The organism is Shewanella vaxholmensis, from assembly GCF_031932135.1.
GTDB lineage: Bacteria > Pseudomonadota > Gammaproteobacteria > Enterobacterales > Shewanellaceae > Shewanella > Shewanella hafniensis.
Genome location: NZ_JAUOEV010000010.1, coordinates 20,466 through 43,561, shown reverse-complemented (window position 1 = coordinate 43,561; position 23,096 = coordinate 20,466). Strand labels below are relative to the sequence as shown.

At 46.2% G+C, this 23,096-nt stretch carries 18 protein-coding genes and 1 riboswitch; of the genes, 8 read left to right on the top strand and 10 right to left on the bottom strand.

The window, feature by feature from the left end; translation table 11 throughout:
* Positions 1-53: 53 nt before the first annotated feature.
* Positions 54-286: riboswitch (cobalamin riboswitch) on the top strand.
* A gap of 109 nt (positions 287-395) precedes the next feature.
* Together Q4Q46_RS10555 and Q4Q46_RS10550 are read left to right on the top strand one after the other, a co-directional pair.
* Positions 396-2,354, top strand: coding sequence for a TonB-dependent receptor (locus Q4Q46_RS10555; protein ID WP_311905917.1), 1,959 nt, complete (start codon positions 396-398; stop codon positions 2,352-2,354).
* A 280-nt stretch (positions 2,355-2,634) separates the two neighbouring features.
* Positions 2,635-3,363: an HDOD domain-containing protein gene (locus Q4Q46_RS10550; RefSeq protein WP_311905916.1), complete on the top strand. Its 729-nt coding sequence runs from the start codon at positions 2,635-2,637 to the stop codon at positions 3,361-3,363.
* A gap of 100 nt (positions 3,364-3,463) precedes the next feature.
* Here the strand turns inward: Q4Q46_RS10550 and Q4Q46_RS10545 are convergent, their stop codons facing one another.
* Positions 3,464-4,369, bottom strand: a complete 906-nt coding sequence (locus Q4Q46_RS10545; RefSeq protein ID WP_220591102.1) for a LysR family transcriptional regulator — start codon at positions 4,367-4,369, stop codon at positions 3,464-3,466.
* A 200-nt stretch (positions 4,370-4,569) separates the two neighbouring features.
* Between Q4Q46_RS10545 and metE the strand changes: the two genes are divergently transcribed.
* On the top strand, positions 4,570-6,840 hold the full coding sequence (metE, locus tag Q4Q46_RS10540; RefSeq protein ID WP_311905915.1) for a 5-methyltetrahydropteroyltriglutamate--homocysteine S-methyltransferase: 2,271 nt from the start codon (positions 4,570-4,572) through the stop codon (positions 6,838-6,840).
* Between the two features lie 203 nt (positions 6,841-7,043).
* Here the strand turns inward: metE and queG are convergent, their stop codons facing one another.
* Complete coding sequence (gene queG, locus Q4Q46_RS10535) at positions 7,044-8,246, bottom strand: tRNA epoxyqueuosine(34) reductase QueG (RefSeq protein WP_311905914.1); 1,203 nt, start codon at positions 8,244-8,246, stop codon at positions 7,044-7,046.
* 175 nt (positions 8,247-8,421) lie between these two features.
* Between queG and Q4Q46_RS10530 the strand changes: the two genes are divergently transcribed.
* Positions 8,422-9,219, top strand: a complete 798-nt coding sequence (locus Q4Q46_RS10530) for a substrate-binding periplasmic protein (protein WP_259509681.1) — start codon at positions 8,422-8,424, stop codon at positions 9,217-9,219.
* On the opposite strand, the gene Q4Q46_RS10525 is transcribed toward Q4Q46_RS10530, so the two are convergent.
* On the bottom strand, positions 9,216-11,138 hold the full coding sequence (locus Q4Q46_RS10525) for a tetratricopeptide repeat-containing diguanylate cyclase (protein WP_311905913.1): 1,923 nt from the start codon (positions 11,136-11,138) through the stop codon (positions 9,216-9,218). The two genes, Q4Q46_RS10530 and Q4Q46_RS10525, sit on opposite strands and share 4 nt — an antisense overlap.
* Before the next feature lie 155 nt (positions 11,139-11,293).
* Here Q4Q46_RS10525 and Q4Q46_RS10520 point away from each other — a divergent pair, with 155 nt between their 5' ends.
* Complete coding sequence (locus Q4Q46_RS10520) at positions 11,294-11,818, top strand: phosphatase PAP2 family protein (RefSeq protein WP_011845810.1); 525 nt, start codon at positions 11,294-11,296, stop codon at positions 11,816-11,818.
* A gap of 36 nt (positions 11,819-11,854) precedes the next feature.
* Complete coding sequence (locus Q4Q46_RS10515) at positions 11,855-12,289, top strand: DUF3069 domain-containing protein (protein ID WP_006084096.1); 435 nt, start codon at positions 11,855-11,857, stop codon at positions 12,287-12,289.
* A 128-nt stretch (positions 12,290-12,417) separates the two neighbouring features.
* On the opposite strand, the gene Q4Q46_RS10510 is transcribed toward Q4Q46_RS10515, so the two are convergent.
* The 4 genes from Q4Q46_RS10510 to Q4Q46_RS10495 all read right to left on the bottom strand — a co-directional run bounded on the left by Q4Q46_RS10510 (position 12,418) and on the right by Q4Q46_RS10495 (position 16,965).
* Positions 12,418-14,106: an NAD-dependent malic enzyme gene (locus Q4Q46_RS10510; RefSeq protein ID WP_006080238.1), complete on the bottom strand. Its 1,689-nt coding sequence runs from the start codon at positions 14,104-14,106 to the stop codon at positions 12,418-12,420.
* Between the two features lie 276 nt (positions 14,107-14,382).
* Positions 14,383-14,847 (bottom strand): YehS family protein, encoded by a 465-nt coding sequence (locus Q4Q46_RS10505; protein ID WP_006080239.1) that lies wholly within the window; start codon positions 14,845-14,847, stop codon positions 14,383-14,385.
* A 152-nt stretch (positions 14,848-14,999) separates the two neighbouring features.
* Positions 15,000-16,274, bottom strand: a complete 1,275-nt coding sequence (locus Q4Q46_RS10500; protein ID WP_311905912.1) for an NRAMP family divalent metal transporter — start codon at positions 16,272-16,274, stop codon at positions 15,000-15,002.
* 151 nt (positions 16,275-16,425) lie between these two features.
* Positions 16,426-16,965: a PH domain-containing protein gene (locus Q4Q46_RS10495; protein WP_311905911.1), complete on the bottom strand. Its 540-nt coding sequence runs from the start codon at positions 16,963-16,965 to the stop codon at positions 16,426-16,428.
* Positions 16,966-17,208: 243 nt separating this feature from the next.
* Here Q4Q46_RS10495 and Q4Q46_RS10490 point away from each other — a divergent pair, with 243 nt between their 5' ends.
* On the top strand, positions 17,209-19,794 hold the full coding sequence (locus Q4Q46_RS10490; protein ID WP_311905910.1) for a TonB-dependent receptor: 2,586 nt from the start codon (positions 17,209-17,211) through the stop codon (positions 19,792-19,794).
* Positions 19,795-19,938: 144 nt separating this feature from the next.
* A complete protein-coding gene (locus tag Q4Q46_RS10485; protein ID WP_011845816.1) occupies positions 19,939-20,571 on the top strand; it encodes a glutathione S-transferase family protein in 633 nt (210 codons plus the stop codon).
* A 148-nt stretch (positions 20,572-20,719) separates the two neighbouring features.
* Here the strand turns inward: Q4Q46_RS10485 and Q4Q46_RS10480 are convergent, their stop codons facing one another.
* The 3 genes from Q4Q46_RS10480 to Q4Q46_RS10470 form a co-directional block, all read right to left on the bottom strand.
* Positions 20,720-21,220, bottom strand: a complete 501-nt coding sequence (locus Q4Q46_RS10480) for a DUF4447 family protein (RefSeq protein ID WP_107403792.1) — start codon at positions 21,218-21,220, stop codon at positions 20,720-20,722.
* A gap of 30 nt (positions 21,221-21,250) precedes the next feature.
* Positions 21,251-21,658 carry an SMI1/KNR4 family protein gene (locus Q4Q46_RS10475; RefSeq protein ID WP_011845817.1) on the bottom strand — a complete coding sequence of 136 codons (408 nt, stop codon included), beginning with the start codon at positions 21,656-21,658 and terminating at the stop codon, positions 21,251-21,253.
* Between the two features lie 438 nt (positions 21,659-22,096).
* Complete coding sequence (locus Q4Q46_RS10470) at positions 22,097-22,882, bottom strand: RelA/SpoT domain-containing protein (protein ID WP_311905909.1); 786 nt, start codon at positions 22,880-22,882, stop codon at positions 22,097-22,099.
* Between the last annotated feature and the right edge of the window lie 214 nt (positions 22,883-23,096).

Below are 23,096 nucleotides of genomic sequence, written 5' to 3'. Positions count from 1 at the left end.
AGCCTTAAGGGAGTATCGCTGTTTTATTGATGGCTGTACCCTATGAATCAAATTTTTAGTCAACCTTCTGAGGTGCTTGCGTGCGAAAGCCGCGAGATAATCGGGAAGCCAGTGAAATTCTGGCACTGCCCCCGCAACGGTAAAAGGTGAGAGAAGACCGCGTTTGATTGGTGTGTTCAAGACAGAACCCGATAGTCAGAATGTTAAAGGTCAGTCTCGCGTTAATTCTATTTTTACGGATTAACATAGCCTAAGTCCGGAGACCGGCCCTAAAGGTGTTTTTGAGATTTCGGTGGGCAGACCTCAAAATGCGATAGTCACTGTCAGTATCTTTTACTGAATGAACAGTATCGTGGCGCTAATGCCCCGTTTTCCTTGCAGGAGTTAAAGGTAAAATGGGAACAAATCCAACCAAAATCGCGCTGCTGATCGGTAGCCTTTGCAGTTTTTCCGTTATCGCGCCCGCTATGGCGGCTGACGCTAGCAGCACAGCGAAAGTCGACGAGCATCTTGTCGTGATCGGCCGCTCTGACAATACCCCGTTAAATATTGCCGCGAATGTGAATGTGATTGACGCTGCGGCGATTGAAATGAGCGGTGCCACTAGTGTGACTGAGGTTTTACGCGGTCAAAGTGGTATTCAAATTTCAGATAATAACATCGGTACTAGTTTTGCGATGCGTGGCTTTAGCGCCAGCACTGCTGTGAATAACACGCTGATTTTACTTGATGGTCGTCGCCTCAATAATATCGATATTGCTGCCCCTAGTCTTAATGCCATTCCGCTTAACCAAGTCGAGCGCATCGAAATTTTATCGGGTAGTGCGGGTGTGCTTTATGGTGACCAAGCCGTGGGCGGCGTGATCAATATTGTCACTAAATCCCCTGAAAATACCGGCGGTAGCGTACAGTTATCCGGCGGCAGCTTTGATACCTATGAAGGTCGCGGTGATGTGTCTGGCGCGATCAACAAAGATTGGCGTTACTTTTTCACCGGTAGTTACAACCAAGGTGACAACTATCGCAAACATAATGCTAACGAAACCGGCTCTATTCTTGGCCGCATTCAATATAAAACGGCCACAGACTCGTTCTTCGTTGAAACCAGCTATTACGATGATGACCGTGAAAATCCTGGCTCGCTTACAAAAGATCAATTTAAAGACAACCCACGTGACTCTGGGAACGATAAGCAATATTCTCACGAAATGACCACTGCGGCGCGTACGGGTTACCAGCATCAGCTCAATCAAAACTGGGCGCTGGCGGCGGATTTAGATTACAGCGATACCTTAGTGTCATCATTGAACTGGGGACAGAGCCGTAATACGCGATCACTGTTGATGTTTAGTCCTAAAGCGTTAGCTAACTACAGTACGCGTCAAGGTGAGCTAAACCTAGTCACAGGTTTAGACATTAGCCGTGGTAAGGCTGATTTTGACACTATGGCGCGCAGTAATGTGCAGCAAACACAAAGTGCTTACTTACAAGCCACTGTGCCATTAAGTCATACCCTAAGTTATGTTGTGGGTGGGCGATATGCGCGGGTGACCGACGAGTTAGTCGATCGCAAAGTTTATCCTAGTGGTATCGATTTAGATGAAGATGCTACTGCATTCGAGTTCGGCCTAAACTACCGTCCTAATACAGATCACAGATTCTATCTACGTGGCGATGAAAACTTCCGTTTTGCCAAAGTGGATGAGCAAGCTTATACATCGCCTGGTGTACTTGGCTTAAAGCCGCAGACGGGTCGCTCCTATGAAGCGGGTTGGGATTGGACTCTTGCTAGCCAAACCCTACGAGTGAGCTTATACCGTCTCGATTTAGAAGATGAAATTGTGTATGACTCAAGCGCCACTAAACCTATTGGTGGTAATTTCGATGGCGCAAATGTCAATGCTGACGCTTCACGTCGTTATGGCGCAAGTGCCGATTGGGATTGGCAGGTGACTAAAGCAGTACAACTAGGGCTAGAGTATAACTATATCGATGCTGAATTTACTGACGGTATCAATGATGGCAAAGAGCTGTCTTGGGTGGCAAAACACACAGGGCGCGGTTATGTCAGCATGGATTTTGCTGAGCATTTCCAGGTGTTTGCCGAAGCTATCTACACGGGTGATCGTTTTATTGAAGGCAATAACGGTAACGAAGGCGATAAGTTATCTAGTTACGTGCTTGGTAATTTAGCCTTGAACTACAACCGTGATGCTTGGCTTGCCAGCCTGCGTATCGATAACCTATTTGATAAAGACTATGTCAGCGCAGGCTATTACGGTGGCCTTTGGGGTGATAGTTATTACTCTGGTCGAGGCCGCGATATTCGTTTTACCCTTGGTTATCGCTTCTAGGCATTGATTCGCCAGCTATCGATAAAGCCAGACTCAGTCTGGCTTTATATTTTTTAGGCTTGGTTCAAGGAATAAATCTTAAAATAGGTATAGTCTTGAATATCGTTTCAGTAGAGTGGTTTAATTGTCGTTATCTATAGTGATTAGCGGGCAGCAATAACTAAACAGTAGTAATTTATGTTTTACTCTGCTGTTTATGGCTGAAATTCTTAGTATTTTAGGTATGATGTGAGCTGTAACCGAATCATCTTATTGTTAATAAACAGGTGCAAAGTGTCTTATGACTGATCTTGAGCAACAGGTTTTTACTCAAGTTAGAGCTATCATTGCGAACGAAGAGCAAGTGATTGGCCGCCGAGGGATTTTAATACCACTCAAAAAAGCGATCCTTGCTGAAGGCGACATTCGTAACGTGATCGACATTATCTCGAGTGACCCCGCATTGGCGGCGCACATGTTAATGCGCAGCAATTCCGCACAGGCAGCTGTAGTGGAAAATCATAAAACTCGCTCCTTGAAAGAAGCTTTGATCCGCTTAGGTCAAGTGAATATCTATCGCTATGCCTTTACGTTTTATCTGAAAGAGCGTCTCGATGAGCTGCCGCAGCCCTATAAAAAGTTGGTCCAAGGTTATTGGAAGTTGACTGAAGATATTGCAACGGATGCGGTGGACAGTTTAGCGGATATGGAAGGCGTCGAGGTTGATGCTGATGAAGTGCAAACCTTGGCCCTGTTCAGTGTGTTCGGCCAAATTATTGCACTGACCGCATTTGCCTATTTAAATGCTAATGCCGAACAATCATTCCCTTTAAGTGTAATCAAGTCATTGATTGATAATCAACAGCAGACATTAACCATTGAAGCGTTCGAAGCGTTAGATTTAGATCAGGATTTACGCCAAGAGTTTATGATTGCCCATAATTTGCGTCAGACCCGTAATTCGAATTCCCCTGGTTTAATCCTGCGCCGCGTATTGTCTATGCGTGGTCTATTGATGAATCCGCTGTAATATTTAGATGCGACAAATAACGGTTTGAACGAATAAAATAACCATTTAATTCAATAAAAAAGCCTGCATTCGCAGGCTTCTTTATTAGATTTTACCGGTATTAATTTGTCTTCTGCTGGCGAGATAAACCTTCACTCGCCACCAGTTGTAACCAATTTTGGATCAATGTTGAGTTAGCACTATGGCGGCGATAGGCGCCAAATAGAGGCCGTTTTAAGCCTTCTTGTCCTAGCTTTACCGTAGTAAGGCTTAAGCCGTGACCTTCATTTATCGACCAGTTCGGCAGGGCAGCGATACCATCTTTGCAGGCGATACGTTGCAATAACATCATGGTCAAATCACAGGTTTTTTGCTCACCCGCTTCTATGCCCGCAGGTTCTAAAAAGTGGCGATAAATGTCTAAACGCGTCAGCGGTACGGGATAGCTAATTATCGGTAAACGCGCTAATTGCTTAGGGGTGACATAGGGCTCTTTCGCTAGCGGATGATCTTTAGCAACCACTAACTTTACTTCAAAATCAAACAAATGCTGATAAGCAAGTGAATGCCCAGGCACAGGATCTGAGGTCAGCACTATATCCAGTTCGCCCATTTCTAGGGCATTGAGCGAGTCAAACAAGTGACGGCTCGACAAGTCTAACTCGGCTTGGGGATGTTCTTGTCTAAATTGCTCCATCACAGGCATTAACCAGCGAAAACAGCTGTGACACTCAATGCCGACACGTAACTGATTGGTTTCGGTTTCAAGGCCATTCTTAAGATCTGTCTCGGTTTCTAGCACCTTAGGCAAAATCTCTTCCGCGAGATGAAGCAGACGCGCACCTTCTTGGGTGAATGACAGCGGCTTACTTTTACGCACAAAAATAGGCGAGTTAATCCTTTGCTCCAACTCCTTTATTTGGTGGGAGAGGGCGGATTGAGTGACAAAACGTTTTTTGGCTGCGCCCGCCAAACTGCCACTTTCCTTCAGGGCCATTAAGGTTCGCAGATGTCTTAGTTCGATCATGTTCACTCCAGGTGAATTTCGCTCATGTTGTGCTTGAAATCAATTCGGTTGCTGGAATAGAGACTAACACAATAAACTTCTAGACGTCCAGACGCCCATTGTTATTTATCAAGGCGGAAATACTGAAAAGTGCCAAGAGAACACAATCTGGTGGGTGCAAGTGCCGAATTTGGCTTATCTCAAATAAAGGAAGATAGGGTATGCAATTAAATAGTCTTGGGTTTCCCCGTATCGGGCGTCGACGTGAATTGAAATTTGCCTTAGAAAAATACTGGCGTGGTGAGAGTACTCAAGCCGAATTATGTGAAGTAGCGAGTGAACTGCGCCGTACCCATTGGCAGTGGCAAACCGCAGCGGGCGTCGAGCAAGTGCCCGTGGGGGATTTTGCCTTTTACGATCAAGTATTAACCCTGAGTGCGACCTTGAATGCCATCCCTGAGCGTCATCGTGGTGAAGGCGCTATCGATCTCGATACTTTATTCCGCGTTGCCCGCGGCAGAGCGCCGACAGGCCAAGATGCGCCAGCCTCTGAAATGACCAAATATTTCAATACTAATTATCATTATTTGGTGCCAGAGCTGACGCAAAACCAAGAGTTTTCGATTGCTTACGAGCAGTTTTTTGATGAAGTCAGCGAAGCGCAAGCGCTAGGCTATAAAGCAAAACCTGTGCTACTCGGCCCTGTTAGTTACTTGCACCTTGCTAAAACTGTGGGTCAAGAGTTCGATAAGTTAAGTTTATTGCCTCATTTATTAACAGCTTATGCTGACATCTTGGCGCGTTTCGCCGCCCAAGGTGTGGAATGGGTGCAGTTAGATGAGCCTGTGTTGGCATTAGAGTTAGACGCGCAGTGGCAAGCGGCGATAGCAGAGACTTATCAAGCGCTAAGCACTATAAACGTCAAGGTTCTTTTGGCGAGTTATTATGGCGGTATTGTGCATCATCAAGCCCTAGTATCTGCCTTGCCTGTTGCTGGTTTGCACTTAGATTTAGTTACTGCGCCAGAACAACTGGCTGTGTTTGCAAATGCGTTGCGCAGTGAGCAAATTTTGTCGGTGGGCGTGGTTAATGGCCGTAACGTGTGGGCGGCAGAAATCGATTTGATTGCTGAGCGTATTGGCGCAGTGGCGCGTGATTTAGGCGATCGTCTGTGGATTGGCACATCATGTTCATTGCTGCACAGCCCAGTCGATTTAGATGTTGAAGTCAAACTATTACCTGTGCTGCGTAAGCAGTTAGCCTTTGCTAAGCAGAAACTGTTGGAATTGAGCAAAATTCGCCAATTATTGTTGGCGCCTAATTCGGATGAAGCACAAAAAATCAGTACTTTTTGTATCGCTCGTCGTCAAGCCAAAGCGCAGGCTGCAGATAAGCAAGTGATTGAGCGTGTTGCGGCATTAACCACTGCGGATTACGAGCGTGTCAGTGATTTCAGTGTGCGCCAAAGCGTGCAGCAGCAAAAATACCATTTACCTCTGTTACCCACCACTACCATAGGTTCGTTCCCACAAACACCGGCAATCCGCGGACTACGCAGCCGCTGGCGTAAGGGGGAGCTCAACGATGCGCAATATACAGAGCAGTTACAGCAAGTGACCCGCGATACTATCGAACGCCAACTAAAACTGGGTATCGACGTACTCGTGCACGGTGAAGCCGAACGTAACGACATGGTGGAGTACTTCGGCGAGCAGTTAGCCGGCGTTGGTTTTAGTAAAAATGGCTGGGTGCAAAGCTATGGCTCACGATGTGTTAAGCCACCCTTGATTTACGGCGATGTGAGTCGTCCAAAAGCCATGACAGTCGAGTGGGCTGAGTTTGCCCAGAGTCTTACCGACAAGCCCGTAAAAGGCATGTTGACGGGGCCTGTGACAATTCTGCATTGGTCATTCGCCCGTGAAGATATCAGCCGCGATGCGATTGCGACACAACTGGCGCTGGCGATTCGTGATGAAGTGGTCGATTTACAAAATGCGGGGATTGGCATTATTCAAATTGATGAACCTGCCTTCCGTGAAGGTTTGCCATTGAAACAAAGTGAGTGGCAAACCTATTTAGATTGGGCGGTGAATGCCTTTAAACTCAGCGCTGCTGGCGTGACTGATGAGACTCAAATCCACACCCACATGTGTTACAGCGAGTTTAACGACACGATTGCCGCGATTGCTGCCATGGATGCTGATGTGATCACAATCGAGACGTCGCGTTCGCGGATGGAGTTACTCAACGCCTTTGAAGATTTTGAATATCCAAATGAAATTGGCCCCGGTGTATATGACATTCATTCACCAAACACCCCAAGTGTGGAGGCAATGGTGCACTTAATTGAGAAAGCCGCGCAGAAAGTACCCGTGCGTCAACTGTGGGTCAACCCAGATTGTGGCCTAAAAACCCGCACTTGGGATGAAGTCGAACCTGCATTGAAAAACATGGTCGATGCTACCCGCGAACTGCGTCGCCGCCTTGGCTAATATTTATGCTTGAGTGAGAGTTTTAAACTGAGCTTAGTGAGTAAAAAGACAACGGATGCTGATGCATCCGTTGTCTTGTTTCATTTGCAAATTAGGCAAACGCGAAGGTCGATTGGTAATGTTCAATATTAATGTTTAATCGCAGTGATGGGCTAATAGCGATTCTCAGCTATTCAATAACATAGATAATTATTGGGGAAAAATTAAGCATCTCGCGGTAAACCCTTTTCGATAATACGCACCATGCGTTGGGTTTTGCGTCGCGCTTTTTGTTGTTCAGTTGCGGCGGTGTCGGCAAGGCGCGATTGCTGAGCATTGAGCGCCCATTCGATATGTTCACGCACTATCTCATCGATATCGTCACTGTCATTGCGGGCGTTAAGTGCGGCAATAATGCTTGGGCTTGCGGGGGCGTTACCCAGCGCGACTGCGATATTACGTAGCCAGCGTTTATGACCAATTCGGCGAATGGCGCTGCCTTCGGTTTGCTTTAGAAATTCGGCCTCGCTCCAAGCAAAAAGGCTGAGAAGGTCGGGCTGTTTTAACTGGGGACGAATATGGAAGTCGGTTTCGGCTGTGAGTGGCGCTTGGCGATTGATGGGGCACACGAGCTGACAATCATCGCAGCCATAGATGCGATTGCCCATAAGTAGCCTAAATTCTTCAGGAATAGCGCCTTGCAGCTCGATGGTGAGATAGGAAATACAGCGTCTGCCATCGACCACATAAGGTTCTACGATTGCACCTGTTGGGCAGGAGGTGATGCAGGCGACGCAACTGTTACAGCCTTCTTGGATTGGAATATCCACAGGCAGAGGCAAATTGATCAGTAGCTCACCTAAAAAGAACCAACTACCCGCCTCATGGTTGAGTATGAGTGAGTGTTTACCTGTCCAACCTATACCGGCTTTTTCGGCTAATGGGCGCTCGAGTACTGGCGCTGAGTCGACGAAGGGACGGAAATCGGCGGCATCGAAACCGAGCGCAACTAACTCTGCACTGATTTGATCTCCCAGTTTTTTAAGCCGAGCGCGGATCAACTTGTGATAGTCGCGGCCACCCGCATAACGGGAGATATAACCTAAGTTGGGATCGGTGAGATTTGTGGCAAAGCCTGCTTCGGGTGGTAAATAGTCCATCCGTACGGATATCACTCGCACTGTGCCCGGATGCAATTCTTGCGGGCGAGCGCGCATCATCCCGTGGGTGGCCATATACGCCATTTCGCCATGAAACCCTTTGTCTAGCCATGCTTGGAGTTTGGCTTCTTCGGCCGTTAAATCTGTATCGCAAATGCCAACTTGTGCAAATCCGAGTGCTTTTCCCCACGTTTTTATTTGCAACGCGAGCCGCGACAGCGTGCTGGCATAGGATTGGTTGGGGATTTGATTGGCTAAAGTCGACATGGATTCATTGCAGTGAGGCTCTTGGCTAGGTGGCAATATGATAGCAAGTTTTCACTTGTTACGGACGAGTTTACTCAGTGAGCATGAATGAGAGGCTATTTTCTTTGGGCATATGTTTATTTGCAGCAGGGATTGAGTCTATGATTAGGTTTAATGTTTCCCGTTTGGTATCCGTATGCTGAGTGCGTTTCCCCTTAGGGCGTGTTTTCTTGCGATGAGCTTATTAGGCCTGATGCCTAATCTTGTTTTTGCGGTACCTGATAAGTTGAAATTGGTGACCGAAGCTTGGCCTCCAATGAGTTACGAGCAAGATGGCGTTCCCCAAGGTTTTGCGGTGGACTTAGTCAATATCTTGCAATCGAGACTGGGCCAGAGTGAAAAAATTGATGTGTTACCTTGGGCACGGGCGTATTCGATTGCCAATACTTCGGCGAATGTCTTACTTTTTGCGACGTCTATTAATGACGAGCGTGAAGATCATTTCGATTTTATCGGCCCGATTGCAACCAGCAAAATTGCTTTGTATGCGAGGGCGGCAGATCCCATTGCACTCGATCAACTTGCCGAACTTCAATCTAAAGATATTGTGGGGGTTTATCGAGAATCTGCTGGGGCGCAGCTGTTACAACAAGCCGGTGTGGATAACTTGCTGGTGGCGAGTTTTCCGCAGCAATCGGCTAAGCAATTACTGTTCTCTCGAATTCGTTTCTGGTGCCAAGCGGATCTTGCGGTTAAGCAGATACTTGAAGAAGTGGGCGCAAGTGAGGCAGATATACGCCAAGTGTATGTCGTATCTGAGATTAATCTCTATTTAGCCTTTTCTAAAGGGACGTCGGCGGCTACGGTCACGAGTTGGCAAACAGAGCTTGAGAAAATGAAAGACTCAGGGGAGTTTAGTCGTTTATATCAGACATGGTTTGGCGCTTTGCCACCGCCCTTACAGCATCAAGTGTTTTGGCATAAAAGCGTTTAATTCTCGCACGTAGCCTCATTTTTGGCAGCTTTAACACAATTCCTTCCCGCATTTTTAGCCTCATAAAGGGCATCGTCGGCACGTTTCAGTAGGCTGGCAAAGTCTCTGTCTTGATAAGTATTTTCAGTATTTGGTTGCGGCGCTAAGGTTGCGACTCCTGCGCTAACGGTCAATTTGAGTTCAGTGGGTAAATCCTCTGCGCCTAGGCGGCTAATATGAGCTTGCAACTGATGGGCAAGTTCACAAGCACGTTCAGCATCCGTGTTGGGTAAGAGAATTAAAAACTCTTCACCACCGATACGGCCAATAAGATCTTTATTACCCGTTAGGGCTTTACCTGCGCTTGCGATCGTCAGTAAGGCGCGATCGCCCAGTTCATGGCCGAAGTTATCGTTAATTTTCTTGAAGTGGTCCGCATCAAAGATAATCACCGAAAAAGGGCTTTGTTGTTTTAAGGCTTGCTGAAAATACTGCGCGGCTTGGGCATAAATATGCCGACGATTAGGGAGTTTGGTGAGGTAATCCGTAAGGGCAATGACCTGCAGCTGGCGATTTCTCTGTACTTGTTTATACGCAAATATCGACACTATTGTCAGGATAAAGCCCGTCAATAATAAAATAATGTGTTGTAATGATTTATTCTTCTCGAGTAGCGCGAGTTCTTGTTCTTTAAGGTTTTGGTTTTCAATCAAGCGCTGATTTTCAGATTCAATCCTAGTGGTATCAAACTTCACTTTTAATTCTGTGGTTTGATGGGAGAAGGAGTTGTCGTCGATCTTTTTGGTGAGGGCTACAAATTCCTGCAATGCGCCATAGGCCGCAGGTAAATTATTCATGGCCGCATAGACGTCACTTTTTAGCTGTAATAGTTGAGTGAGTCCCCGATCATTTTGCAGGGTTCGAAAGGCTTTTTCCCCTTGTTCGAGTTCGGTAAGCGCTTCTTTATAACGTGCTTGCTGAAACTTGATATTGCCCATAAAGAGCTTCATAAAGCTATAAGCGGCATGATCTTTTTCGTTAATCACAGCAGCGGCTTCAGTTAAATATTTTTCCGCTTCATTAAGACGATGGAGTTTGATTAAGCTAAAGGCAATATCCGTCGCCATAGTGGCGGCCACTTTTTCCAGCTGATGTTCCTTAAAGTATTGGTAGCTTAGCAAGAAGTTATCTATGGCCTGTTGATGTTCACCCAGTTCATCTAAGGCAAGGCCTATCTCTGAGGTGACATTCATTGCCTGTTCTTGGTTATTGTTCTTTAAATAAACTGCTTTGAGTTTAGTGTAATAACGGATCGCACTTTGGGGATCGCCATAACGTCTAAAGCTGGTGGCCATATCGGCAAGATTGATGTTAGCCCAGCCGGTTAAATTCAGTGACTCGTAGAGATCTTGCGCTGTTATGAGGTCGTCTAATGCGGCAGAAAAATCGCCAATATAGGAATACAGGGCGCCGCGAAGGCTACGTGAGTCGGCAATTAGTTTAAGATCTTCATGCTCATAGGCACGCTTAACGCTGAGGTTATAACCTTCCATCGCGCTATCTACATCACCATTTAACTGCAAAAACCAAGAATGACAAAGCATGAGGTCGGTGATGAAATGCGGATAGGCGGTCGGCGGAATATTGGTCAGTGTTTGACTCGTATTTTTAACAGCTAGTGCTATGTCAGTATCCGTTTCGGCACTTTGATTCCAGCATTTAAGTAGCTGCAGCTTTTCATTGCGGGGGATATCATCGGTTGCAATCAGCTTGCTCAATAGCGTTAGATTACTCGTGAGCGCTTCGCGGGTCATGGGTTCACCGCTCTCAAATCTTTCAAATATCTTATCAACCTGAGTTTTTTCTTCTGCCATAGCCTGACTGAGCGGCAGTAGAAGCAGCCAAAAGGTAAGTGATAAAGATATAAGTGGACGTAGCAAAAAAGGTTTCCTGTTCGCATTGAAATCAATAGCTAATAATGAGCTTAGCATAACTTGTTTGTTCATTTTGAATATAGATGCATAGCAATTTTGCATTCAGCTAGCTATCAAGGTATAAACTTCGCCTTGGAAATCATCCTAAAAAGGAATCACCCTTGAAAAAATTACTTTGTGCTGCCCTACTCATGATGAGCGGCGCGAGCTGGGCGGGCTCAGATTTAGAAACCTCGGGCGATGTATTGCATCTATTGCTCCCCGCAACGGCAATGGGCGCGACATTATTCTATGAAGACGGTTACGACGGCAGTTGGCAGTTAATTCAGGCGGCAGTATCGAGTCGATTAATTGTTGAAGGCCTAAAATATGGTGTGAGCAAAGACAGACCCGACGGTAGTGGCGACGATTCGTTCCCATCGGGTCATACTTCAGATAGCTTTATGGCGGCGACGTTTATTCAGCAGCGTTATGGCTGGCAATATGGTTTACCCGCCTATGTCGCTGCATCGTATGTTGGCTATACCCGAGTGGCGAGCGACCAACATTACCTAGAAGATGTGTTAGCGGGTGCTGCAATTGGTGCGCTAGCGGGTTGGTATTTTACTCAGCCCTATGAAGGTATTACTGTCACACCAATAGCGGGTAACGGCGTTTATGGTTTATATGTGAGTGGCCAGTTTTAAGTCTATTTTTTGAATGAATGTTAATCGAGATTTTTTATGAGTGAATTATCAGCTGTTTACCGTGAAACTGCCGAGCAGATTTCTTACAATGTCGCAAATAAAGTGCTGCCAATGGCAAAACTACCTGACGGATTATTAGCCGCATATCAAAGCCTGTGCGCCGAACTGTTGGAAGACAGAGAGGGCAAATTTAGCCAAGCTTGGGCATCCTTGCCTGCCAGCGCGCGTAATCTCATGGAGCAAGCCGCATTCCATGGTTTTTATATCGCGAATGCTTGGTTGCAGTTGAGCCGTGTTGCCCAAGAGATTTCTGAGCAGGCCGATACTGATGGTGAAATCCAAGAGCAAGAATATAACGGTATCTTTACCCGTTTAGCCGATGAGTCGCTCAAAGAAAGTCTACGTAAATTGAAAAAAGCACGTACCGATCGCTCTATGCTCAATAGCTTTAAACAGGTGATGGCGCCTTAGTTTTTATTGAAATAAGCGCTGAGTCTGAAAATCCAAAAGCCCGTCACTTTGCAGTGACGGGCTTTTTGTTGGCTCAAACGCTTAGCTAAAGCTGCTTTGCCACGACTCAAGTCGCGGCAACGCTATGCTTAGAACGAAGTGCGTTTGTAGCGGCGATATTCTGGACTCCAGAAATTGCCTTCAATTGACTGTTGTAAGATTTCATCGCTCATTGGTAGCGTTAACCCTTGTTCAACTGCAACTTTACCCACAGCGAAAGCGATGTGTTTACTGACCGCGTGGATATCTTCCAGTTTAGGTAACAATGGGCCGCTACCGTCGATCGCCAGTGGTGAGCATTCCGCGAGTGCGCGGCTAGAAGCCATTAACATGGCATCGGAAACGTGGCGGGCACCTGAGGCTAAAACACCTAAGCCAATACCTGGGAAGATAAAGCTGTTGTTACATTGGGCAATCTCAAAGGTTTCACCATCAACCACTACTGGCTCGAACGGGCTACCCGTGGCGACTAATGCTTGACCTGAAGTCCAATGCAAAATGTCTTTTGGTGTCGCTTCAACACGGCTGGTTGGGTTAGACAGTGGGAAAATAATCGGGCGGGCACAATGGCTGTGCATAGCGCGAATAATTTCTTCGGTGAATAGACCCGGTACGCCAGACACGCCAATCAGCACGGTCGGCTTAGTGTTGTTAACCACATCCAATAGCGAAATATTGTCGCTGAAATTACTCCAGTTTTGGATATTGGTGCATTTCTGCGCCAATTTTTGCTGGAATGGCAACAGGTTAGGCATGTTGTCTAACAATAAGCCCCAGCGGTCAACCATGCACACTTGAGTGCGAGCTTGCTCGTCGCTGATCCCTTCGGACACCATTTGCGCCACGATAGCTTCGGCGATACCGCAACCTGCGCTACCCGCACCAAGGAAGGCAATGCGTTGTTGATTTAATTCAGTACCCGCAGCTTTACAAGCGGCCAGCAATGAACCGACGGCAACGGCAGCGGTACCTTGAATATCATCGTTAAAGCAGCAATAGCGATCTTTATAACGCTCTAAGATCGGCATGGCGTTCTTTTGGGCAAAGTCTTCGAATTGGATCAAAGTGTCTGGCCAACGCACATGTACAGCTTGCATAAAGGCTTCGATAAACTCGGCGTATTCTTCGCCACCGATGCGCGGATGGCGCCAGCCCATATACATAGGATCTTCTAACAACTGCGGATTATCTGTGCCTACGTCTAAAGTGATAGGCAGAGTATAAGCCGGACTGATGCCACCACAGCTAGTGTAGAGTGACAGCTTACCAATAGGGATCCCCATGCCGCCAATACCTTGATCGCCAAGGCCTAAAATACGTTCACCGTCGGTAACAACGATGATTTTAACTTTTTGGCGAGTCGAGTTATTGAGAATGTCATCGATCCTATCTTTGTTCGGATAAGAGATAAACAAACCACGGTTGCGGCGATAGTTTTTCGAGAAACGTTCACAAGCCAAACCTACCGTCGGCGTATAGATGATGGGCATCATCTCGCTGATGTTATTTTGCACTAAACGATAAAATAAGGTCTCGTTAGTGTCTTGGATATTACGTAGGTAAATATGCTTGTCTAAGTCGTTGTTGAAACTTCTAAATTGATCGTAGGCGCGGGAAGCCTGCTCCTCAATCGTTTCAATGGCATAGGGAACTAAGCCTTCGAGGTTAAAGAAAATACGCTCTTCTTCAGAAAATGCACTGCCCTTGTTAATCAGCGGGGCTTCAAGAATGGCAGGTCCTGCAAACGGAAGATAGAGGGGGCGTTTATTATCGTCCATGGGTAACCTTTTGAGTTATTGTTTAAGTGGTCAATACGTGCTGTAAGTCACGTAAGGTTATCATGAAATGTGATCTTTGTTGTCCGTGGAACGAGGTATTTGTGGTTTTTTTTGCAGCAGTAAAAAAGTCAGCTGTTTTAAACAGGATTTATGAGGTACTTCAGATGGAATTGTTATGCTGTTGTTTATGCCTAAGCAACTTTAGGCATAGCTTAAATTGGATATAAAAAAAACGCAGCCTAAGCTGCGTTTGATGTGACAAACTTATGTTTTGCGTTATTCACCGCGATACTTAAGTGATAAGCCGCGAATAAAGTTACGCAGGATTTGATCGCCACACTCTTTAAAATTCTTATGATCCGGATTGCGGAACAGCGCGCTCAGTTCTGATTTTGACATTTGCACTTCGGCTAGAGCCAAGGCTGCAACTATGTCTTCTTCACGCATTTCGAGGGCAACTCTGAGTTTTTTGAAGATTAAGTTATTGTTTAAACGCGATACTGGCGCTGGGATTTCTGCACCTTCACGTAGGCCACGCTTTTCGATGATAAGGCCGTCTAGGAACTGACATAAAGTGGTGTCATTACAGGCTTTGTAACCTTCTTCCTCTTCTTTGTGCAGCAGAGCAATGATCTCTTCTGTTGGCACTTCTCTTCCAGCTTTGGCAAAAATTTTAATCATTTTGGCATTGTTGAAATCAAACACGAAGCGCAAACGGCGCAAAATATCATTATTAATCATGGTCATCTCTTGGCGCGGCTGCGCTGTCTGGTTTAAGAGGCGGTATTATATACCCAAACCGCCTCAAAAGCAGAATTTAGCAGGAATTTAACGCTGCGTAGCGAATGCTATTTATGACTCTGACATAAATAGCATTGATACCATTCTGGCAATTAGCTTTTAATGACGTTGTACCAATAGATAAACAGTGCCGCGAAAATCAGCAGATAACTTATGCCCAACCAAGAGAGTAGCTTCATCTTAGTGCCATAACTATCGGCTTCGGGGAGCTGTTTGCTGGTCATTAAGCGGTAGTTTAACCAAGCAAAAATGACAGTGGTCATAAAGGCCAAAATCATCACAAACTCAAGTAGCGGCAACAGTGCGCCTTTAAAGAAGAGGATCAGCAATAAGCCAAAGGCACTGATGGCGAGCATGATCCCTGTGAGGCGTTTGTCTGAACTGGCCTTTGAGGTGAGTAATTGCCAGCCCATATCTAAGGTGCGGCTGTAGCCATCGATAACGGTTACTGTGGTGCTAAAAATACAGAGAAAAGCCACAATCCCAATAAGATAACGACTTTCACCACCCATCACTTGGCTGTAAAGGTTGATCAATTGATTAGCAAATTGTGCGCCTGAATCAGAAAAGTGCTTACCACTGCCGTGCATCACTAAGGCGCCCAAGGACAGAAACACGATCGCGAGGATCGCGGTGATGATATAGCCTAAGTTAAAGTCGAGCAGCGCCTGCGCTTTTGTGACCGTCTGGCTTTTTTGTTTTTCGAGCAACCAGAGGGAGTTCCAAGCGCTCACTTCAATTGGTGCCGGCATCCAGCCCATCATGGCGACCAAAAATCCCACATGGGCCCATTGCCAAGGTGAGGGAGAGACAAAATTGCTCGCTAATGGCTGAGCATGATCCCAAGCTAAGGTCACGGCAATTAAGGTGGTTAGGGTTAGGGCGAACATGATGATCTTAGTGAGTCTATCGAGTAGTTGATAATGGCCTAAAATCAGCAAAGCCAAAGAACTCAGCAATACCAGCAGGGCTAACCAATCGATGGGAAGCGGAATAAATTGGGTCAACATAGCGGCGGTGAGCATGCAAACACCCGCAGTGCTGGCGACGGCGGCGATCACATTCAGTCCAGTAAATAGCAGCAAATAACCTCGGCCCTGTTTGAAGTAACCGTGCAGTAAACTCTCCCCTGTGGCGGCGGTGTAGCGTGCGCCAGCGGCAAAGAAGGGATACTTAAGTAAATTCACCCCTAAAATGACCCAAGCCAATTGCCAGCCAAATTCGGCGCCCGCCCGAGTCGAGGCGACTAAATGCGATGCGCCAATCGCCGCTGCGGCCATAAGCACACCGGGCCCCATAGCTTTAATGCCAAGCGTCAGGTGTGTTATCCAAGAGGATGAAGGGGAGGTTGTCGAGGATTCAGTCATGTCGTTATTAAAAGTACCTGTTGAAAATTAATCTGGGGAATCGAACAAGCCCTTATGTTAAGGCTGCGCTCATGCTAAAGCTGTGCTAACGCTAAGTGAGTGGCTCAACATTAAAGGGAAAGTGATTGAACTGAAAGTCGTTTTATTCAATTTATCTATTTAATTTTTGGCTGAGCAAGGCTTCAATTCGTTTTAGGCTTGCTGCCATCTCGACTACGTTTTGTAATAACGCATCATCAGGTTGTACAGATGGACTCGCTGAATGTGGGCGCTGAGTAAGACGCTCTTTTTGTTCTAATACGCTGGTTCTAAATTGAGGCGCATCAACTATGCCGACTAAGCTTATCAAGGCGCCTGCGCCCGATTGCCCTGCGGTTTCTACCGTGAGTTTATGCAGGCCAAATAGGCGCATAATTGGGCCTTGGATCAATGCCATATCGGTAATTTTGTCCAAAGGTACAGAGTTTTCGGTACGAGTTAATATTCCGCGGCGCACAATCAACTTATTACTGGTGAGCTCGGCACTCATATTGCGAATATAGCGGCGAGTTCCCCACAGCCCGATTGGAAACCAAAGCAATAACAAGGGAATGCCGACTATGCTGAGGCTGAAATAGGCGGCCCCTGAAAGCAACCAATACAAACCTAGATTGGACTCAAACTCTGCTTGATGAATGATCTTGTCTTCCATGTTTCTTCCTTAAATTCTGATATTCAAGTACCACGATTTGTCTCGTTAGTTGAATTTTCTAGTGCCTAGACCTTTTTGATTCTCGCAGAAGGAAAGCATATTGTCTCAACATGTAACAAAAGTTTAACTTTCATTATGATCCCATTGACTTTGGTTTGTAACTCATTACCTTGTGTATTGTTAATTTATGGTTTTCTAATGGTTAATATAATTTTAATAAAATAGATAAAACAAGGGATATGTATGAACAGACCTCAGATTCTACCCAGTGCTTGTGCCATCGCGATTGCTTTAGCATTTGCGCCAACAATAGCCCATGCTGCCGATAAAGGCGCAGAAAAAGTTGAACGTATTGAAGTGACGGGTTCTCGTATTAAACGTACAGATATCGAAGGCCCTTCCCCGATCCAATCGATCAGCAAAGACGATATTGCTAATATGGGATTCGATAACCTACAGCAATTGCTCGAACGTATGCCTGCGAACGGTGCTGGTGCGTTTTCTACCCGTGGTAATAGCCAAGATTCAACTGCCAACGGTGGCGCGTCTATCAGTTTGCGTGGTTTAGGTCCTGATGCGACCTTAGTGTTGATTAACGGTCGTCGGGTTGCTGCGAGTGCTTTTGCTGAAGGTATTACTAATTCTTTCGTTGATATCAATAATATCCCTGTTTCAGCGATCGAACGTATCGACATACTCAAGGACGGTGCATCGGCTATTTATGGTTCTGATGCGATTGCCGGTGTGGTCAACATTATCCTGAAGAAAGACATTGAGGGTATTGAAGTCAATCTCGGCTACGGTGATGCTTCAGGTACGGGTTACGATGAAACTACGGCGAACATGGTTTGGGGGATGAAGTCTGATAAGGGCAGTGCCTCCGTTATTCTCGATTATTTTAAAAATGGTACCTTAGCTGCGACTGATTTAGGCCGTTTCGGCAGTGCAGATCAGACTCCTTATGGCGGTGAGGATTTCCGTTCTTCCCGTGGTTTTCCTGGTTATTTTTATGTTGATGGGGTGAAAACCATAGATCCAGCCTGTCCACCTGATCGGGCGACGCCAAGCGGCAGCTGTGTATTTGATTATGGGCCATATAACCTTGTTATTCCTTCTGCAGAACGAGTGGGAGCTATTGGGCAATTCGAATATCATTTCAATGATGATTTAACTGCTTTCCTTGAATTAGCTGCCCAGCACAACACGTCGGAAGCGGGCGGTGCACCAACACCTCTTGATGAGGATGCAGGCTTAACCGTACCAGGAACTCACCCAAATAGCCCTTGGGGGAAAGATATTGAAATTGGTCGCTTCCGCACCGTTGATGCGGGTGCGCGTCGTTGGGATATCGAGTCTGATACTCTTCGTTTAGTCGCAGGTTTGCGTGGCGTAGTTAAAGATTGGGACTGGGAAGCTTCGGTGCAAAAAGGTCGCAGTGAGTCCACTCAAACGGGGGATCGCAGCCAAGGTTGGGTCAGAACCGATTATTTACAACGTGAAATCGATGCGGGTCGCTATAATCCTTTCGGTGGCACCATGAACTCCCAAGATGTCATTGATGACATTACCACTAGTTTAGTGCGCCAAGGTTTGTCAAACATGACTTCCTATGCAGCTAACATTTCAGGTCAAGCATTTACCCTTGCTGGTCGCGATATTATGATGGCGGCTGGAGCTGAATATCGTGAAGAAGATGTCAGCGATGTGCCCGATGAACAGTTCCAACGTGGATTGATTTTTGGTACTGAAGCAGTCTCTGCGGCGGCATCACGTGAGCAATATGCAGCTTATGTTGAATTATCTATTCCGGTAACGGATAACTTCGAGCTACAACTTGCTGGTCGTTATGATCACTATAGTGATTTTGGTTCAACGACTAACCCTAAAGTTGCCTTCCAATGGGGAGTGACTGACGAGATAACGGCGCGTGCTTCTTGGTCTACGGGTTTCCGTGCACCTTCTTTAGCACAAATAGGTCTTGGTCCATCGCGTGAAAGTAGTTTCTTCATTGATACTTACCGCTGCGCTGCTGATAGTGTTGATTGTGAAGCTTTAGATTACAACACTGAATTTGAAGGCAACTCGGAGCTGGATGCTGAGGAATCCGAAACTTGGAACGTCGGTATGATTTGGGCGCCAAGCCAGAAATTCGATGTTGGTTTTGATATCTATAGCATTACACAAGATAACAAAATCGATAAACAGCCGTTAGGCGATATCTATACCGCAAATTGTAATGATCAAAACAGCACTGTATGTGAGCGTTTAGCTCCACAGGTGGGTCAGACTTTAGGTCCAATCAGTATCATCCATTCAAGCTTTATCAACCTAAGCTCACAAGATGTGCAAGGGATGGATGTTTCGAGTCATTATGGCGTTGAGTTGGATAGCTATGGTGATCTGAAATTTGGACTTGAGTACAGTTATTTACATAGTTTCGAAAAAGATGGCCTAGATTACACCGGTGAGTACAAGTTCCCTCAACATCGCTGGTTACTTACTACTAACTGGACTATGGATAACTTTGCCGCCAACATTAATCTGAGTTATATCGGCGAGTTTGAAGATACACCAGATATCAATTTTGATGGCGTCCTCGACTTCGAAAGCAACAAGTCTCGTATGGTTGATGCTCAAATCTTAGTCGACATGTCAGGTACTTATCGCTTCAATGAAATGTTCAAACTGACATTGGGTGTAAACAACGTATTTGACGAAGAGCCACCATTTGCGATCGGTGACGGTGATACCGACCTTTACGGCTATGTTATTTCAGTACATAACCCTATGGGTCGCTACATCTACACTAAACTCACTATGAACTTCTAATATTAAGCCTACGTGCTTTATATCAAAGTGTAGTGAAATCGAAACGGCGCATTAAGCGCCGTTTTTTATGGGCAGATTTGCACTAACGCAAACTCAGTGTATCTTCGTTAGGACACGAATTAAACGGACTAAAAGGACGTTGCAATGATCACTTTATATGGCACACCGCGCAGTCGCGCATTACGAGTTGCTTGGGTGTTGGAAGAGTTGGGCGTTGATTGGGATTTTTCCTTTGTGGATATGACCAAAGGTGCGCATCGCAGCGCGGCATTTTTAGCGATAAATCCCTGCGGTAAAGTGCCTGTGCTAACTGATGATGAGTTAGTGTTATCTGAATCAGCGGCGATTTGCCTTTATCTAGCAGAAAAGTATGGCGAGGGTAAGTTGTTGCCACCCGCAGGGAGTAACGCATCGGGTTTGCACCATCAATGGGTGAGCTTCATCATTACTGAGCTTGAGCAGCCGCTTTGGACTTTGGGTAAGCATAAGTTTGCTTTACCGGAGGAGCAGCGTCATCCGCAGATCATGCCTTGTGCGGTATGGGAGTTTGATAAGGCGGCTGCATTGGCCGAAGCCATGTTGCCTGAAAGTGATTTTTTGCTCGGTGATGACGTTTCGGTGGCGGATATTTTATTGGCCCATACCTTAATGTGGGGTACATTGTTTGAACAAGCCATTCCGCCCAAACTCGCCGCTTATCGCGATAGGTTGTCTGCGCTGCCGTCGCGTCAATCGGCTTTGCAGAAGATGGATGCTGTGGTGGCTGCTAAGGGTTAATCAGGCAGAGTAGCTGATTATTTTAGCCTTGAATGATTCAGGTGCATTCCCACCATTATCTGAAAATCATTATGAGAATATAAAAAGGGCAGATAGTGATATCTGCCCTTGCTGTTAATGCGAGTACTAAGCTTCTGGATTTACACGCTTATAGCTGAGTCGCGGCCCATTTAGCACGGCTTTCACGGCTTTCGCTCATTTTGGTCGGTTCACGGAAGGCTTTATAGGCTTCCACGTCCAGTGCGATTAAGCTGACGTCGACTTCTAGGACCAGTTTGCACTCTTTCTTGATGCGCCAAGCTGCCGTGTTGTACAGCTCAGTAAAAGGCAATGAACTTAAAAATTCGGGGTTGTATTGAGTGTAAGTGGCTTGAGTGGGGTACACCACGAAAGCTAAATGACGCTTAGGTTCTTTTTTAAATAATTCTTCAATGCCATCGCAGGTGTTAAGTACTTGCATCTCAATGATGTCATCAATATCGAGCAGTTTCTTTTGCGCCAGCTCAGGTGCCGCTTGTTCACCACTTTCCCAGGCTAATACATCGGCTTCGCTATGGTTAGTTAGCGTGCCAACTTGAGCCGCACTTAAGCTCAGTGATTGGCGTAAGTAGCTCATTTCGATGGCATTCAAGCCAATGTTTTTAGACATAATCGTGTTCTCAATGCAATGAAAGTAAAATTAGTATTTAATCTTTAGCCAGATTTCTTCAACCCATTCCCAGAACGACTCCCAATAGATATCGGTAAAGCCGCCGTTTTTCCAGAAATGCACTTGGCCATCTTGGTCGATACAGTAAAAGGCATCGCCTTGCTGACAAATGGCAATCATGTCCCTTGGCATGCCGATAGACCAAGCATAACAAGTGACTTCAGGCAGATAGGTGTGTGAGTAGGGATCCGATGCAGTTACTGGCTCTATCGTGCCGTAAATCACATCACTGGCATACAGCAGGTATTCTTTTAGCTCCCGTGGTAATGAAATCAGGATTTGCTCTTCGACTTCGACGAGCTGCTCAAATGTGGGTAATTCGAGTGGTACAGGAACAGTTTCGCTGCGTTCTTGGAGTTGCTCAATGATGTCGTGCATGGCGTTTCCTGCTGATAGGGCTATGGCGCGGGATTATATACCCAAACAACCTGAAGATGCAGGATTCAGCGAGAATTTAACGCACTTTAGGCAAGGCGGCTATTTGCAGACCTAGCGGGCTAAGTTAAAAATAGTCAACACTGCATAAAGTGCGTTAAAGCTCGCCAGGAAGGAGTGCCTAGGGCACTTCACTTCCGTGTTGCATCAATTCAAAAGGTGGCCGACATTCTGTCATTGATGCGCCTTGAATTGAAGCACCCTAGGCACTCTGAAACTCGTATCTTCAGGTTGCTTGGGTATCGACTTAAAAAGACGTTCGATGCGAGAGAGTGCTTTTTTTCAGCTGATTTTTAATATGGTTTTTCAGGCGCTGTAAAATATAAAAAAAGCGCTGGCACCTTTGCAGGAGACCAGCGCAACAGTGGAAGCGGTTGTGGGTTAAGCGACTGAGACTCTTAATAAACTGGCTTCATCGACTCGCTTATAGTTAAGCCATGCTTTGTGGTACAGCTTGTGTGATTCTTGGCGTAATTGGGCAATCTGTGCCAGCTCAAACTCACTGAGTGATCTTTGCTGTTTACGGGCATTGGCCTCAATCCTTTGCACTTTTTCATATACCTTGTGCTCTGGGCCGTTTTTGATATCGGCGATATCCTGCAAATGCAATTGCACCTCGGCAATCATGCCCGATTGGGGTAAACGCACCAGCAAGTTGAGATCGCGATAGCCAGATGCTTTGGGTTCGGCAAAGCGGTTCTTTTGTTTCACCACTTGGGTCTGCTCGTTCAAGGCTTGGTAAGCCTGCATCAGATCTTGAATGCTGTCGGTCACGATACTTGCCCTTGCCAGGTCGGTAATTTGGCTGGCGTCACCGTTAAATTTTGTCGCCACTTTATCGGCGGCTCTTTGATAACTCTTCACCGGAGGAATAATCACTTGCGTCTGTGAATGATGGGCAATTCGGGTAAGCAACTGAGCCAGCTCAGCTTGAGCATCATAGGCTTGGTGATGGAGAACGGATAAGTCATTCGAGGCTTGACGAGGCGCATCAAAGGTCTGACTGCTGAGTGCGTATAGACCTTGTAGATCGTGGTTTTGTGCCTGTCTTGCACTGTAATTACCACGTTCTGTTTTTGTGTCACTGACGTCGAGAGAATTTGCTACACCAGCGCGGCTCGATAATAAGAGTAGAAAAATAAAAAAGGTACGAAATAACTTAGTCATGCGGCCTACTTCCTTATGGGTGAGTTGTACAGGTCACCCATTCACCATAGGCTTCTTTTGCTTAATTAAAGCTGAATCAATCATTAAGACTTGTTCATCTTGCGCATGGGTTCACATTCATCACTCAGGATTGAGGAGTTTAGCCAAATAAAAATGGCGCCACCTGTGACAGTGAGCGCCATTGTTGTTGCTCAGCTTATGCAGCCGAGCGGCG

Excerpts from the sequence above, each read along its gene's own strand:
- Q4Q46_RS10555 (WP_311905917.1), top strand. The coding sequence starts at position 396 with ATGGGAACAAATCCAACCAAAATCGCGCTGCTGATCGGTAGCCTTTGC.
- Q4Q46_RS10530 (WP_259509681.1), top strand. The coding sequence starts at position 8,422 with ATGCTGAGTGCGTTTCCCCTTAGGGCGTGTTTTCTTGCGATGAGCTTA.
- Q4Q46_RS10515 (WP_006084096.1), top strand. The coding sequence starts at position 11,855 with ATGAGTGAATTATCAGCTGTTTACCGTGAAACTGCCGAGCAGATTTCT.
- Q4Q46_RS10550 (WP_311905916.1), top strand. The coding sequence starts at position 2,635 with ATGACTGATCTTGAGCAACAGGTTTTTACTCAAGTTAGAGCTATCATT.
- queG (WP_311905914.1), bottom strand. The coding sequence starts at position 8,246 with ATGTCGACTTTAGCCAATCAAATCCCCAACCAATCCTATGCCAGCACG.
- Q4Q46_RS10500 (WP_311905912.1), bottom strand. The coding sequence starts at position 16,274 with ATGACTGAATCCTCGACAACCTCCCCTTCATCCTCTTGGATAACACAC.
- Q4Q46_RS10510 (WP_006080238.1), bottom strand. The coding sequence starts at position 14,106 with ATGGACGATAATAAACGCCCCCTCTATCTTCCGTTTGCAGGACCTGCC.
- Q4Q46_RS10545 (WP_220591102.1), bottom strand. The coding sequence starts at position 4,369 with ATGATCGAACTAAGACATCTGCGAACCTTAATGGCCCTGAAGGAAAGT.
- metE (WP_311905915.1), top strand. The coding sequence starts at position 4,570 with ATGCAATTAAATAGTCTTGGGTTTCCCCGTATCGGGCGTCGACGTGAA.
- Q4Q46_RS10470 (WP_311905909.1), bottom strand. The coding sequence starts at position 22,882 with ATGACTAAGTTATTTCGTACCTTTTTTATTTTTCTACTCTTATTATCG.
- Q4Q46_RS10475 (WP_011845817.1), bottom strand. The coding sequence starts at position 21,658 with ATGCACGACATCATTGAGCAACTCCAAGAACGCAGCGAAACTGTTCCT.
- Q4Q46_RS10480 (WP_107403792.1), bottom strand. The coding sequence starts at position 21,220 with ATGTCTAAAAACATTGGCTTGAATGCCATCGAAATGAGCTACTTACGC.
- Q4Q46_RS10505 (WP_006080239.1), bottom strand. The coding sequence starts at position 14,847 with ATGATTAATAATGATATTTTGCGCCGTTTGCGCTTCGTGTTTGATTTC.
- Q4Q46_RS10495 (WP_311905911.1), bottom strand. The coding sequence starts at position 16,965 with ATGGAAGACAAGATCATTCATCAAGCAGAGTTTGAGTCCAATCTAGGT.
- Q4Q46_RS10490 (WP_311905910.1), top strand. The coding sequence starts at position 17,209 with ATGAACAGACCTCAGATTCTACCCAGTGCTTGTGCCATCGCGATTGCT.
- Q4Q46_RS10485 (WP_011845816.1), top strand. The coding sequence starts at position 19,939 with ATGATCACTTTATATGGCACACCGCGCAGTCGCGCATTACGAGTTGCT.